This is a genomic window from Acinetobacter sp., from assembly GCF_049284435.1.
Classification (GTDB): Bacteria; Pseudomonadota; Gammaproteobacteria; order Pseudomonadales; family Moraxellaceae; genus Acinetobacter.
In genome coordinates this window covers 1-13,475 of sequence record NZ_JBAPXX010000119.1, presented here as the reverse complement: position 1 = coordinate 13,475, position 13,475 = coordinate 1, and the positions used below count along the sequence as shown (strand labels likewise).

Sequence of the window (13,475 nt, the reverse complement as noted above, 5' to 3'; positions counted from 1 at the left end):
TGCAATATTGGCAGGACTTTCGATTTTACTGAACACTCTTCAACTGCTCTCGGAATATTCAATAGATGAACTGAATGAAATCGCAACAATTGCATTAAGTACCTAAAGATGTGTAGATACCTATGTTCTTAAAGAGGGGCTAGGGGAGATTCTAGGCATTAGACCTCTCCCTAATCCTCTCCTTGTAGGAGAGGGCTTCAAGACTGCATCAAATTTAGGAAACCTTTTATGAACTCACCTGTAAAACTGGTCATTTTCGATTGGGATGGCACTTTATTTGATTCAGTGGGTCAAATCGTGGCGAGTTTGCAGTTTGCCGCACAGCAATTTCAGCAACCGTTAACTGATGAAGACGCCAAAAGCATTATTGGCCTAGGTTTGCCAGAAGTCGCACAGCGTTTATTCCCGACAGTACCAGAATTACATACAGATATTTTGCAGGCTTATTCCGATCATTATGTTGCCAACTCATCAGGAGATTCCTGGTTTGAAGGTGTAGCTCACATGCTCGCAGATTTACACCAGCAAGGCGTGAAGCTGGCAGTAGCCACAGGGAAAAGCCGTAAAGGTCTGGATCGTGTATTAAAACAGACGAATAGTGAGGAGCTGTTTGTGACTACGCGTGCTGCCAGTGAAACCCGTTCTAAGCCTCATCCATTAATGTTAGAAGAAATTCTGGCGGAAACCGGTGTGCAGGCTGAACATGCGATTATGGTGGGTGATACTTCTTATGATCTGGAAATGGCGAAAAATATTGCCATGCCAAGTGTTGGGGTAAGTTATGGCGTGCATGAGCCTGAACTTTTGGCTCAATTTAATCCAGTCTGTATCGTGGATGATGTGGCTGCTTTGCATACCGCATTGTTGGCTAAAGTCCAATGGAAACAAGCAGTTTAATCCATTATCTTGGTTGCAATGAAAAACAAGTATTTCCCCGGTTTAAATTGGCTGGGGAGCGCTGCAGATTTAAGCGCTGGTTCTTATCTTTTAGTCTAAAGTCGTAATTGTACTGATTTTATTCGGTCATATTATTGCAGTTATTCTGCTAAATAACGATGTGTTTTAAATTATAAATAATTGTTTTATATTGATTTTTATAAATACCCCTTATAGATAATAGCTATAGCAAAAAATAAAATAACTATTGGCACAAACGCCGGATTTTTCCCATTCTAAAACTGTTTATTCCTATGCTCTCTCTGAGAAAGGCAGTCCATGCGGATGATCAGCCTGATCATGTCCATATTTTCTGTCCCTCTTAGATCCCGGCATAAGCCTAATTTTTGCAGTTTAAGGAAACATTGATGTCGAATTCTGCTGTTGTTGAATCAGTTGCACAAGCACTTCGTAGCGCTGAATTATCACAAACTGCGATTGCACCGATTCGCCCAGAACTTGGCTGTGAAAGTGCTGACGTAGATATCGCCTATGCCGTTCAGGAAGTGAATACCGAGCGTGCTTTGTCTGAAGGCCGCCGTCTGGTGGGTCGTAAAATCGGTTTGACGTCTAAAGTCGTTCAAGCGCAACTGGGTGTAGATCAGCCGGATTTCGGTATGTTATTTGCCGACATGGCTTATGGCGATGGTGAAGCATTTCCAGCCGGCCTTCTGATTCAGCCGAAAGTTGAAGCGGAAATCGCATTGGTGATTAACCAGGATTTAACCAAAGAAAAACACACGTATGCAGATATTATCAGCGCAACTGATTATGCATTGCCTGCAATTGAAGTGGTCGATAGCCGTATCGAAAACTGGAAAATTAGCCTGATTGATACTGTAGCGGATAACGCATCTTCTGCTGCATTTGTCTTGGGTTCTCAGCCGGTTAAATTAGAAAATCTTGATCTGGTGAACTGCAAGATGGTGATGACGCGCGGTGAGGAAATCGTTTCTCAAGGCGTGGGTAAAGCATGTCTGGCAAACCCATTGAATGCTGCTGTTTGGCTGGCAGATGAAATGGTACGCCGTGGTCGTCCATTGTTAAAAGGCGACATCGTATTGACGGGTGCGCTTGGTCCAATGGTTGTGGCGCAACCAGGTGATGAATTCAAAGTTGAAATTGAAGGCTTCGGTTCAGTAACCGCTGCATTTGCTGCTGAATAATCAAGATTCCAAGAGAGTACATTCATGAAAAAGATTAAATGTGCAATGATCGGTCCAGGGAATATCGGTACTGATTTGCTTTATAAATTACAACGTAGCGAATGGTTGGAACCAGTGTGGATGGTGGGGATTGACCCGACTTCTGAAGGTCTTGCGCGCGCGGCAAAAATGGGCTTAAAAACCACAGCTGAAGGTGTCGATGGTCTGCTTCCTCATATTCTTGAAGATGACATCAAAATTGCATTCGACGCAACTTCTGCCTATGTCCATGCTGAAAACAGCCGCAAGCTGAATGAACTCGGCATGTTAATGATCGACTTGACGCCTGCTGCGATTGGTCCATTTTGTGTACCACCAGTTAATCTTGAAGCATTGCTACAAGCGGGCGAAGTGCCAAACGTGAATATGGTGACATGTGGTGGTCAGGCAACGATTCCAATGGTAGCTGCGGTTTCTCGCGTTCAACCTGTTGAATACGGTGAAATCATTGCGACTGTATCGACAAAATCTGTAGGTCCGGGTACGCGTAAAAATATCGACGAATTCACACGTACCACTGCGGGTGCAATTGAGAAAGTGGGTGGCGCGAAACAAGGTAAAGCGATCATCATTATTAACCCGGCTGAGCCACCTTTAATGATGCGTGACACAGTACATTGCTTGGTTGAAAGCGAGCCGGATCAGGCAGCGATCACTGAATCTGTACATGCCATGATCAAGGAAGTTCAAAAATACGTACCAGGTTACAAACTGGTGAATGGTCCGGTATTTGATGGCAACCGCGTATCAATTTACTTGGAAGTTGAAGGTCTGGGTGACTTCCTGCCGAAATACGCAGGCAACCTGGATATTATGACTGCAGCAGCTGCACGTACTGCAGAAATGTTTGCAGAACACGTGTTCAACACCGCCGAAGCTTAAAGGAATACCAAAATGTCTAAGATTATTGTTCATGATATGACTTTACGTGATGGTATGCACCCGCAGCGCCATCAAACTACTGTTGAGCAGATGATTGCGATTTCAACCGCACTTGATGATGCCGGCGTACCTTTAATTGAAGTTACTCACGGTGACGGCCTGGGCGGTTCATCAGTGAACTACGGTTTTGCTGCTGCAACAGATGAAGAATATTTGTCTGCTGTTGTGCCACGTATGAAGAATGCAAAAGTATCTGCACTTCTTCTTCCGGGTATCGGTACGGTTGACCATTTGAAAATGGCACATGAAATTGGTGTTTCTACCATTCGTGTGGCGACGCATTGTACTGAAGCGGATTGTTCTGAACAGCACATCACCGCTGCACGTAAACTAGAAATGGACACCGTCGGTTTCTTAATGCTTGCTCACATGGCAACACCTGAAAAATTGCTTGAAGAAGCAAACAAGATGGTGTCTTACGGTGCAAACTGTATTTACGTGACAGACTCAGCAGGTTATATGCTTCCGCAGGATGTGATCGACCGTGTAGGTCATTTACGTCAACACTTGGACCCAAGCATTGAGCTTGGTTTCCACGGTCACCACAACTTAGGTATGGGTGTATCGAATACTGTTGCTGCGGTTCAAGCAGGTGCGGTACGTGTCGATTTGGCATCTGCAGGTTTGGGGGCTGGTGCGGGTAACACACCACTTGAGCTGTTTATCGCTGTGGCAAACCGTATGGGTATGGACACTGGCGTTGACTTGTTTAAAGTACAAGACGTTGCTGAAGATCTAGTGATTCCAATGATGCACAATCCAATTCGTGCAGACCGTGATGCGGCAACTTTAGGTTATGCAGGGGTTTACTCGTCATTCCTATTGTTCGCGAAACGTGCTGAAGCGAAATATGGCGTATCTGCGCGTGAAATCCTGATGGAACTTGGTCGCCGTGGTACGGTAGGTGGTCAGGAAGACATGATTGAAGACTTGGCATTGACCATGTCTAAAGCGCGTGAGTTACAAGCTTAATTTTTAATACCGTAGTATTAAAATAAGGCTAATAAAAAAGCATCCAAAGTGGATGCTTTTTTATTATGAAGTAGATTTAATAATATATTAAAACTCTGATCTCAGATATTTTAATTATAGTACTATGTGAAGATTATTTTAGTTTAATTTTTTCCTTAAACATAAAAACGATAAATAAAAAATATTATCTTAAAGTTTTTAAAAAAATTGCTCTTATTAATAGAGGAAACAAAAAATTAAATTAAATATCTGGTCAAATTTTTATTTTCTTTAATCGGTTTAAAATCTAAGAGATTGAGCGCTTAAATCTGGGTTTGGAATATGGAGAGCTAAAAGAGTAAAAGTTTAATACTGTGGTCGGATTTTTTATTTAAACCGACTTGCGCATGATGGCGGCATGGATTTTATCAGCTGAATGGGGAACTCATCATGCGTCGTCACAATTTATGGATTGCAATGCTTGCTGCGACAGCAACTTTAGGGACAACTGCAACGAATGCAGACTTTATTGACGACAGCAATGTTCAACTCAAATTTAAAAACTTTTATCTAGACCGTCAGTATCAAGATGACTATTCATCACGTAACTGGGGTTCTTGGTCACAAGGCGTGACTCTGGATGCCAAGTCGGGTTATCACGATATCGGTGGTGGTGTGCAGGTTGGTGTTGATGTACTGGTGCAACATGCCGTCAAACTCAATGGCCGTGATAAAAATCCGGATTGGGTTTTACCGCATGATGGCAAAGAATCAAAAGACCATTTCGGTAAAGTTGGCGCGACTTTAAAAGCCAAAGTGTCACAAACTGAACTGAAAGTCGGCGAGTTATTGCCGGTATCTCCAGTCTTGGTATTCGATCCATCCCGTCAGTTATTGACGACTTATAGTGGTGTCTGGTTAGAGTCTAAAGACCTTAAAGATACCAAGTTAACTCTTGCGTATATTGATGGCATTAATAACCGTTATGACAACCAGTTCCGTGATTTAACTAAATTTGCTCCACCAAGTTTCTATGATACGGGTGCTGAAGCTGATGGCATGTGGATTGCGGGTATAGATCACCAACTGACGAAAGAAGTAGGTGCTAGTTACTGGTATGCCGATGTTCAAGACATTTACCAGCAGCATTATCTGGGTGTCAATTACAAAACTGCGCTCGGTGAAAAAACCAGATTAGATAGCCATATCCGTTACTTCGATAACTCGGAGTCAGGTGACAAGCTGTATGGTGAGATTGATAACCAGGCTGTATCTGTCGCTGCAAAAGTGAATCATGGTGCACATACTGTAGGTGTGGGTTACCAGCAAATGTTTGGTGATAGCCCATTCCCGACATTGGGTGGTTGGGTGCCACAGCCTTATCTGGCGAACTGGGGGGTAGCAACCTTTACCGCGCCAGAAGAAAAGTCATGGAGTGTTTCTTATGGCTATGATTTTTCTGAAATGGGTGCAAAAGGGCTAAACGCAACTGCCGTGTATTTCAAAGGTTATGATGCTAAATCAGGTGATCAAAACTTCAATACGGATGAAGTGAATGCCATCGTGAACTACACTGTGCCAGAAGGTAAATTAAAAGGTTTGGGTGTACAGGCGATGTATATTGATGTGAATTTTGCCAATCCAGCAAAACCAGACCTGCAAGAATACCGTGTCGCCACCACTTATACCCATAAATTCTAATACTCGTATATTTTAAAAGCAGTCAGTCTTCTGGCTGCTTTTTGCTTTAAGCGTTCCATTGTTTCATTAAAGGCTTAGATTGAGTAGGGTTTTATTTTAAATTAATAGATAAAACAAACACTTAAATTATATCTATTTTGTAGGGTGCAATCGTAATTTTGTATCAGTTTGCTACGGCTGAGCGGTTAATATAAGGGTGTACACAAGTCATTTTAATGAGTCAACTTGACGTCGAATTCTTGAAAATAGAGGGACACGCAAGCGAAAGACTGTAAGAGGAAGCAATATGAGCACTGTTCAAATCCCTGACTATCAAACAGATCCATTCTTTGGCTTAGAAGACAAATGGATTGAAACCGCTGAAGGCGAGTTGACCCATTACCACGAAATTGGTGAAGGTACGCCTATTCTATTTTTACACGGTTCAGGTACAGGTGTATCGGCCGCGGCAAACTGGTGGTTAAACCTGCCACAAATTGGTGAGCAGGCACGTTGTATCGCGATTGATACCATTGGTTATGGCCAAACAGTCGTTGCGCCGGGTACTGAATATGGTATCCGTGCCTGGGTAGATCATGCGATCCGTACGCTAGACGCTTTGGGTATCGAAAAAACCTGGTTGGTCGGTAACTCTCTGGGTGGCTGGTTAGCATTCCAGATGGCATTGGATTATCCAGATCGCATTTTGGGTATCGTGTCTATGGGTACGGGCGGTGCGAAACAGACTGCTGCACTCAAAGCTCACGCAAACCCAGTTCTTACAGAAGAAGGGATCAAGAAAACTCTTTCTATGTTTGTCGTGAACAAAGACCTGATTACTGATGAACTGGTAAAAGTACGTTTTGCTTCTGCTGCAAATGACTATGCATCAAATCGTTTAATGGATGTGGTTGGTGCACGTGACCGTGACCGTTTCGAATTCCCATTAGACTTCGAAAAAATGAAAGACATTACTGTGCCTGTATTACTGATTCATGGTACGCAGGACGTGGTGATTCCAGTTTCTCGTACTTGGGACATCCTGAACATCGTGCCAAATGCTGATGCACATATCTTCAGCCAATGCGGTCACTGGTCTCAAGTTGAAAAAGCAGAGGAGTTCAACACTGTGATCAAAAACTACCTGACTGTACACGGCGTAAAATAAGCTCGATGTAGTTTTAAAAAAGGATGGCTTCGGTCATCCTTTTTTATATCGAAAATATTTGAGGTAGCGCATCTAAATGAGTTTAATTCTCATTTATTTGAATAAATCTAAAAATCTAATAATTTTTATAGGTTTGAGCTATTTAAACTGAGAAAAATCCGAATGAAAATTTATTAGACTTAAGTGGTAAATGCAGCGCATTTAGAGCTAAAAATACACAATTTTGGTCGAGGTCAAGTAACAAATTTAAGCACTAGAAATAGATTCTTTATCACAAAATTGAATTAAAAACGAATTCTTAAGCATAAAATAATAAAAAAAAAGCACATGCCTATCAAAAGTTGAATGGCATATGCCTAATGCAGGGAAGAAATAGGACTAATTTTGTTCGCTACGGTTAATATCCAGATAGAACACACGGGTCAAAAGTTCAAGAAATTTGCTGACGGCATAGGATTTGTTGTTTTTATGGTAGCTGACATACAGGTCTAAATATGGCAACTCCACGTCCAGCGGACGAATCACGGTATTGTCCATAGTCAGCGGTGCAATATAGCCAGGCAAAATGGTACAGCCCAAGCCCATTCCAATCGAGTTGATATTAAATAAAATATTATCGGCCTTTTGCACAATATTGAATTCAATGCCATTGGCTTTGGCAAAGTCCAGAATCGCCTGGTTCAGGGTCAATGACTGCTCTGCTGATGGAATAATAAAATCAATACCATTCAATGCTTTAATAGGAATTCTTTCGTATTTTGCTAAAGGGTGATCTTTAGGCAGGAGAAAAATCAGCGGTTCACGAATCACGAACTGGCTTTCAATTTCATCACTATTGAAATTATGACGGGTAAAGGTCAGATCCAGATCGCCTTTTTTTAACAAACGCATTTGCTCATTGTTGTTCAGGCTGAGCAGTTCAATTTTTAAATCCGGGTTCTGTACACGTAAATTTGGCAAGATATACGGGAAGATTTTCATCTCGGCCACTGGTACAAAACCGATGCGGAGCATTTGCTGCTTGGCCTGTGACACCTGACGTGCCATGGCAACCGCTTTGTCCGCCTGTGCCAGGGTGAGACGGGCCTGTTCCAGGAATACGGCACCTTCTTCGGTCAGCTCTACTTTACGTTTGGTTCGGTTGAGTAGCTTTACCCCGACATCTTCTTCCAGGTCTTTGATTTGCTGGCTAAGTGAGGGTTGAGCCGTATAAAGTTTAAGTGCTGCCTTACTAAAATTGAGCTCTTCAGCAACGGTGATAAAGTAGCGAAGGTGTCGTAATTCCATGTCATCAACCCAAAGAGTAATCCAAAAAATGTCTTACTATAATTTCCTCAAAGTATAATCTATAAACAACTATGTCGTGAAGATTATTTTCCCATTCATAAACTAAATGCTCTGGCGGGATTAATAGATGTTTTAATATAAAAATTCACGTGCTTAATAATTGCTTTAAGCTCTTAATTGAAACAAAAAAAATATTTCCCGAAAAACGCTGTCAAATCCATCATCGTTGAAAAGTTGAGTCTATTACTTTGTGCCAAAGATAGGTCACAGGAGAGCTTTTCATGAGTGGAAAAATTGATGTGCGCGAAATCGATGCTTTAGTCGATGCACAAAATGGACGTATTACGCCATCTATTTATACAGATCCTGACATTTACGAATTAGAACTCGAACGTGTTTTCGGTCGTACTTGGTTATTCCTTTGCCATGAAAGCCAAATTCCTAAGGCTGGTGATTTCTTCAACACCTACATGGGTGAAGATCCGATCATTGTGGCACGTCAAAAAGATGGCTCAATCAAAGCATTTTTAAACCAGTGTCGTCACCGCTCTATGCGTGTAAGCTTCGCTGACTGTGGTAATACCCGTGCATTTACTTGCCCGTACCATGGCTGGTCATACGGCATTGACGGTTCTTTAAAAGATATCCCGCTTGAAGATCGTGCTTACCCACATGGTGCATGTAAAGAGCAATGGGGTCTGGTTGAAGTGAATCGTGTGAAGTCTTACAAAGGCTTGGTATTCGCTTGTTGGGATGAAACCACACCTGACCTAGAAGAATACATGGGCGATATTGCTTGGTACTTAGATGGCGTTGTTGACCGTCGTCCAGGTGGTACTGAAATTATTGGTGGTGTCCACAAGTGGGAAATCGAGTGTAACTGGAAATTTGCGGCTGAACAATTCGCATCTGACCAATACCACGCATTGTTCTCTCATGCATCTGCAATTCAGGTGCTTGGTGCAAAACCAGACGACGAATCATCTAAGAAATTAGGTGCTGCACAAACTGCTCGTCCAGTTTGGGAAACTGCCAAAGACGCGATCCAATACGGTTCACGTGGTCACGGTTCAGGCTTCTTCTTCACAGAGAAACCAGACGCAAACGTATGGGTTGACGGTGAAGTTGCCAACTACTTCCGCGAAACTTACGACGAAGTTAAAGAGCGCCTAGGCGAAACTCGTGCACTGCGTCTTGCAGGTCACAACACTATGTTCCCAACTTTGTCTTGGTTGAACGGTACTGCAACACTTCGCGTATGGCACCCACGTGGTCCAAACAAAACTGAAGTGTGGGCATTCTGTATTGCTGATGCTGAAGCGTCTCAAGAAGTGAAAGAAGCGTTTGAACGTTCTGCAACGCGTGCCTTTGGTCCAGCCGGTTTCCTAGAGCAAGATGACTCTGAAAACTGGATCGAGATCCAAAAAGTTTTACGTGGTTATAAAGCGCGTCAAAACAAACTCATTATGGAAATGGGTAAAGGCAACGAAAAAGTACGTGAAGATGGTATCCCGGGGATCACCAACTACATTTTCTCTGAAACTGCAGCACGTGGTATGTACCGCCGCTGGGCAGATTTATTGATCCATGAGAAATGGGAAGACGTGGAAAAAGCAGCTGACGAATATGAGAAGGAGCTTATGAAATGAGTCAAATCAGCTTAGAACTTCATCACCAAATTAGTCAGTTCCTTTACCGTGAAGCAAAGCTGCTTGACGATTGGAAATTCCGCGAGTGGTTAGATACCTTAGCTGAAGATATTTCTTACACGCTACGTACCACACCAAACGCACAAACCCGTGACCGTCGTCGTTCAGTTGAACCACCGACGACCTGGGTGTTCAACGATTCGAAAGACCTTTTAGAGCGTCGTGTAGCGCGTCTGGAAACCGGTATGGCTTGGGCTGAAGAGCCTCCATCACGTACCACCCACATGGTGAGCAACGTGATCGTAGAGCCAACTGAAGTTGAAGGCGAATACGACGTATACGTAACCTATTTGCTATATCGTACGCAAAAAGAGAAAGACATTGTCATTTACTGCGGTAAACGTCATGACAAGATCCGTAAAGTTGAAGGTGGCTTAGACTTCCAAATCTTCAACCGTAAGATCACGCTTGACCAAGTTACTTACAGTTCACATAACCTGAGTGTGTTCTTCTAATGAATAAGATTTTTGTATGCCAAGTTGACGAATTAGACGAAGGCGAAGCGTTAAAAGTAGATTGTGGCGTAAACGGTATCGATGCGCTTGCAGTATTCAACAACGGTGGTGAGTTCTTCGCAATGAACGACCGTTGTTCACACGGTAACGCGTCTATGTCTGAAGGCTACCTTGAAGATGACGGTACTGTAGAGTGCCCACTTCATGCAGCGCGTTTCTGTTTAAAAACTGGTCAAGCACTTTGCTTACCAGCAACAGATCCAATTCAAACATTCCCAGTGATTGTTGAAGATGGCGCTTTATACGTAGAGATGGCAGGAGAGTAAGCATGGGTTGGCTACAAGACGAAGTTGCACTCATCACTGGTGGTGGTTCAGGTTTAGGCTGGGCACTGGTCGAGCGTTTCCTTGAAGAAGGCGCACAAGTTGCCGTTCTTCAACGTTCACAGTCAAAAGTTGATGCGCTGAAAGAACATTTCGGTGACCGCGTGCTTGCGATCGCAGGTGATGTGGCCAGCTATGCAGATAACGTTCGTGCAGTTCAAGCAACTGTGGAGCATTATGGCAAACTCGATTGCTTCGTTGGTAATGCCGGTATTTGGGATCACTATGCCGATATCGTCAATACTTCAGGTGAACAGCTTGAAAAAGCGTTCGACGAAATCATGGGTATTAACACCAAGTCTTTAATTCTTGGTGCCAAAGCTGCTCTCGATGCATTGATCGCTTCTGAAGGTTCTATCATATTTACTTTGTCTAATTCAGCACTGTACTCCGCTGGCGGAGGCCCTGTATATACTGCATCTAAGCATGCAGGAGTGGGCATTATGAAAGAACTGGCCTACGAGCTTGCGCCTAAAGTACGAGTGAACGCTGTTGCACCGTCAGGTATGAATGTGAATATCAAAGGCGCGGCGTCGCTCGGTCAGGAAAATGTGGGCCTGCTCGATGCGCGTGATCCTGAGAAAATTGCACGTGGCATGCCACTGAATTTCTTGCCTGAACCGGAAGACATGACCGGTTCATACGTGCTCTTGGCATCTCGTCAAAACAACCGTCCTTTGACTGGTGTTCTGATTAATGCAGAATGCGGTCTGGGTATTCGTGGCCTACGTCAGCCACGTGCAGGTTTCTTTGACGAATAAACATCTAGTCTCATTCAAATGGACTTACCGGCAGCCTCCTCTCTCAGGGCTGCCTTCCTTCTAGGAGTCTCTCATGGCCGTTAAACTTATTTGTGCATCGCACAGTCCTTTAATGGAATTTGCTTCACCTCAAGATCAATCAAAAGAGCAAAAAGTTCGTGCTGCTTTTGAAAAACTCTCTGCTGAAGTAAAAGCTTACGACCCAACCCTGATCATTACTTTTGGTCCTGACCATTTTAATGGTTTCTTCTATGACTTGATGCCAAGTTTCTGCGTGGGTATCCGTGCCAAAGCCGCAGGTGACTGGGATTATGGTAAAGACAATGACCATATTGATGTACCTGAAGACAAAGCATTAGATCTGGTTCGACGTGTACTGGATGAAGGCGTAGATGTTGCCTACTCATACCGTATGCAGGCCGACCATGGCGTGACTCAGCCCTTACATTTCCTGTGTGAAGGCAAACTTGACCGTTATCCAACGATTCCAATTTTTATTAATGGCGCTGCAGCACCGATGCCAACCACCAAGCGTACCATCGCTTTGGGCCGTGCTGTGGGTCAATACATCAAGTCTTTAAACCTTGAAAATGAGCGTGTGCTTGTTTTAGGTACTGGTGGTCTGTCACATGATCCACCTACACCACAAATGGGTGCTGTACCACCTGAAGTGGAAGAGTTCCTGATTGCAGGTCGTTATCCAACGCCTGAAGCACGTCATGCACGTCAATCCAAAATTATTGCAGTGGGTCAAAAGCTGGCAGCAGGGGATACGTCAGTTGCCGTACCTTTGAATGCTGAATGGGATATTGCCCTGCTGGAAACCTTCAAGAACGCTGATTTTGCAATATTAGAAGCGATGACTGAAGCTGAAATCCGCCGTGATGGTGGTCGTGGTGGTCAGGAAGTCCGTTCTTGGATGGCTGCCTTCGCTGCCTTAAGCGAAATGGGTGAGTATGAAATGACCACGCATTGCTATGAAGACATCAGCGAATGGATTGCCGGCTTCGGTATCGTATCTGCAGAGTTAAAAGGTTAAGAAAATGAGCAACGTAAACAACATCGTGATCGTGGGTGCTGGCCAGGCAGGTGCGAGCGCAATTTTAGAACTTCGTGGCAACAAGTATGAAGGCAAAATTACCTTAATTGGTGATGAAAGCCATCTTCCTTATGAGCGTCCACCGTTGTCTAAAGATGTGATTCTAAAACCTGAAGACACCAAGATCGAAATCTTGTCAGAACAGAAACTGGCAGATTTAGGGGTGGAAACGATTCGCGGGAATGGCGTTGCAAAAATCAATGCCGAAGCGAAAACGGTTGAACTCCTCAACGGTGATGTTGTTGCTTACGACAAACTCTTGCTTGCAACAGGTGGTGCAGCGCGCCGTTTGCCTAATTTTGATGCTTTGGGTAAACACGTCTATACCCTGCGTAACCTGGAAGATTCAAAAGCGTTGATACCTGTGCTTCAAGCCGGTCGCCGTATCATCCTGATCGGTGGTGGCGTGATTGGTCTTGAGCTTGCATCATCTGCACGTTACAAAGACTGTCAGGTCACTGTGATCGAAATGGGTCCGATGGTCATGGGCCGTTGTTCACCACAAATCCTGAGCGAATTCCTGCTGGAACAGCATCGTCAAAACCAGGTCGATTTGCGTCTTGAAACCAAGATTGCAGATTGCCGTTTAGACGGTGAAGAAGTCGTGGTAACGCTTGAAGGCGGTGAAGAGCTGCGTGCCGATGCTGTAGTTTACGGAATCGGGATCGTGCCAAATGCACAGCTTGCTGTAGATGCAGGTTTGGACGTTGATGTTGCGATTAAAGTCAATGAACATTGCCAAACCTCGAATGCTGACATTTATGCAGCAGGCGATGTTGCGACTCAGTTACGTGACTGTGGCAATCACCGCCGCGTTGAAACCTGGGAAAATGCCAACCTGCAGGCAGGCATCTTCGCACGTCACGTGATGGGTGTGGAACATCCGAAAGCCAATCCGG

Annotated in this window: 13 protein-coding genes; 12 read left to right on the top strand and 1 reads right to left on the bottom strand. The window is 44.0% G+C overall.

From position 1 onward, the window contains the following. Positions 1-228 precede the first annotated feature (228 nt). The 6 genes from WAK81_RS10610 to WAK81_RS10585 all read left to right on the top strand — a co-directional run bounded on the left by WAK81_RS10610 (position 229) and on the right by WAK81_RS10585 (position 6,882). Positions 229-897 carry an HAD-IA family hydrolase gene (locus WAK81_RS10610; RefSeq protein WP_422196779.1) on the top strand — a complete coding sequence of 223 codons (669 nt, stop codon included), beginning with the start codon at positions 229-231 and terminating at the stop codon, positions 895-897. A 407-nt stretch (positions 898-1,304) separates the two neighbouring features. After that, positions 1,305-2,102: a 2-keto-4-pentenoate hydratase gene (locus WAK81_RS10605; protein WP_422196778.1), complete on the top strand. Its 798-nt coding sequence runs from the start codon at positions 1,305-1,307 to the stop codon at positions 2,100-2,102. A gap of 24 nt (positions 2,103-2,126) precedes the next feature. Then, positions 2,127-3,023 carry an acetaldehyde dehydrogenase (acetylating) gene (locus WAK81_RS10600; protein ID WP_422196777.1) on the top strand — a complete coding sequence of 299 codons (897 nt, stop codon included), beginning with the start codon at positions 2,127-2,129 and terminating at the stop codon, positions 3,021-3,023. Between the two features lie 12 nt (positions 3,024-3,035). Continuing rightward, entirely contained in the window at positions 3,036-4,055 is a 1,020-nt protein-coding gene (gene dmpG, locus WAK81_RS10595) for a 4-hydroxy-2-oxovalerate aldolase (RefSeq protein ID WP_422196776.1), read from the top strand. A gap of 429 nt (positions 4,056-4,484) precedes the next feature. Next, the gene (locus tag WAK81_RS10590; RefSeq protein ID WP_422196775.1) at positions 4,485-5,735 is read left to right on the top strand and encodes an OprD family outer membrane porin; all 1,251 of its coding nucleotides are present in this window, start codon (positions 4,485-4,487) and stop codon (positions 5,733-5,735) included. 286 nt (positions 5,736-6,021) lie between these two features. Then, the gene (locus WAK81_RS10585) at positions 6,022-6,882 is read left to right on the top strand and encodes an alpha/beta fold hydrolase (RefSeq protein WP_422196774.1); all 861 of its coding nucleotides are present in this window, start codon (positions 6,022-6,024) and stop codon (positions 6,880-6,882) included. A gap of 378 nt (positions 6,883-7,260) precedes the next feature. Here the strand turns inward: WAK81_RS10585 and hcaR are convergent, their stop codons facing one another. Further along, positions 7,261-8,169, bottom strand: coding sequence for a DNA-binding transcriptional regulator HcaR (hcaR, locus tag WAK81_RS10580; RefSeq protein WP_422196773.1), 909 nt, complete (start codon positions 8,167-8,169; stop codon positions 7,261-7,263). Between the two features lie 281 nt (positions 8,170-8,450). Here hcaR and hcaE point away from each other — a divergent pair, with 281 nt between their 5' ends. The 6 genes from hcaE to hcaD all read left to right on the top strand — a co-directional run. Beyond that, on the top strand, positions 8,451-9,818 hold the full coding sequence (gene hcaE / locus WAK81_RS10575; protein WP_004278520.1) for a 3-phenylpropionate/cinnamic acid dioxygenase subunit alpha: 1,368 nt from the start codon (positions 8,451-8,453) through the stop codon (positions 9,816-9,818). Continuing rightward, positions 9,815-10,333, top strand: coding sequence for a 3-phenylpropionate/cinnamic acid dioxygenase subunit beta (hcaF, locus tag WAK81_RS10570; protein ID WP_180087220.1), 519 nt, complete (start codon positions 9,815-9,817; stop codon positions 10,331-10,333). Before hcaE ends, hcaF begins: the two co-directional genes overlap by 4 nt. Continuing rightward, positions 10,333-10,659 carry a 3-phenylpropionate/cinnamic acid dioxygenase ferredoxin subunit gene (gene hcaC / locus WAK81_RS10565; protein WP_422196772.1) on the top strand — a complete coding sequence of 109 codons (327 nt, stop codon included), beginning with the start codon at positions 10,333-10,335 and terminating at the stop codon, positions 10,657-10,659. The genes hcaF and hcaC overlap by 1 nt, the downstream gene beginning before the upstream one ends. Before the next feature lie 2 nt (positions 10,660-10,661). Then, positions 10,662-11,477, top strand: coding sequence for a 3-phenylpropionate-dihydrodiol/cinnamic acid-dihydrodiol dehydrogenase (gene hcaB / locus WAK81_RS10560; RefSeq protein ID WP_422196771.1), 816 nt, complete (start codon positions 10,662-10,664; stop codon positions 11,475-11,477). A gap of 73 nt (positions 11,478-11,550) precedes the next feature. Further along, a complete protein-coding gene (locus WAK81_RS10555) occupies positions 11,551-12,516 on the top strand; it encodes a 3-carboxyethylcatechol 2,3-dioxygenase (RefSeq protein WP_422196770.1) in 966 nt (321 codons plus the stop codon). Positions 12,517-12,520: 4 nt separating this feature from the next. Further along, positions 12,521-13,475: 3-phenylpropionate/cinnamic acid dioxygenase ferredoxin--NAD(+) reductase subunit (hcaD, locus tag WAK81_RS10550; protein ID WP_422196769.1), on the top strand; the 955-nt coding region annotated here is incomplete at its 3' end.

Bases quoted from the DNA above. Each gene is read 5' to 3' on its own strand.
- WAK81_RS10610 (WP_422196779.1), top strand. From the start codon at position 229: ATGAACTCACCTGTAAAACTGGTCATTTTCGATTGGGATGGCACTTTA.
- WAK81_RS10605 (WP_422196778.1), top strand. From the start codon at position 1,305: ATGTCGAATTCTGCTGTTGTTGAATCAGTTGCACAAGCACTTCGTAGC.
- WAK81_RS10600 (WP_422196777.1), top strand. From the start codon at position 2,127: ATGAAAAAGATTAAATGTGCAATGATCGGTCCAGGGAATATCGGTACT.
- dmpG (WP_422196776.1), top strand. From the start codon at position 3,036: ATGTCTAAGATTATTGTTCATGATATGACTTTACGTGATGGTATGCAC.
- WAK81_RS10590 (WP_422196775.1), top strand. From the start codon at position 4,485: ATGCGTCGTCACAATTTATGGATTGCAATGCTTGCTGCGACAGCAACT.
- WAK81_RS10585 (WP_422196774.1), top strand. From the start codon at position 6,022: ATGAGCACTGTTCAAATCCCTGACTATCAAACAGATCCATTCTTTGGC.
- hcaR (WP_422196773.1), bottom strand. From the start codon at position 8,169: ATGGAATTACGACACCTTCGCTACTTTATCACCGTTGCTGAAGAGCTC.
- hcaE (WP_004278520.1), top strand. From the start codon at position 8,451: ATGAGTGGAAAAATTGATGTGCGCGAAATCGATGCTTTAGTCGATGCA.
- hcaF (WP_180087220.1), top strand. From the start codon at position 9,815: ATGAGTCAAATCAGCTTAGAACTTCATCACCAAATTAGTCAGTTCCTT.
- hcaC (WP_422196772.1), top strand. From the start codon at position 10,333: ATGAATAAGATTTTTGTATGCCAAGTTGACGAATTAGACGAAGGCGAA.
- hcaB (WP_422196771.1), top strand. From the start codon at position 10,662: ATGGGTTGGCTACAAGACGAAGTTGCACTCATCACTGGTGGTGGTTCA.
- WAK81_RS10555 (WP_422196770.1), top strand. From the start codon at position 11,551: ATGGCCGTTAAACTTATTTGTGCATCGCACAGTCCTTTAATGGAATTT.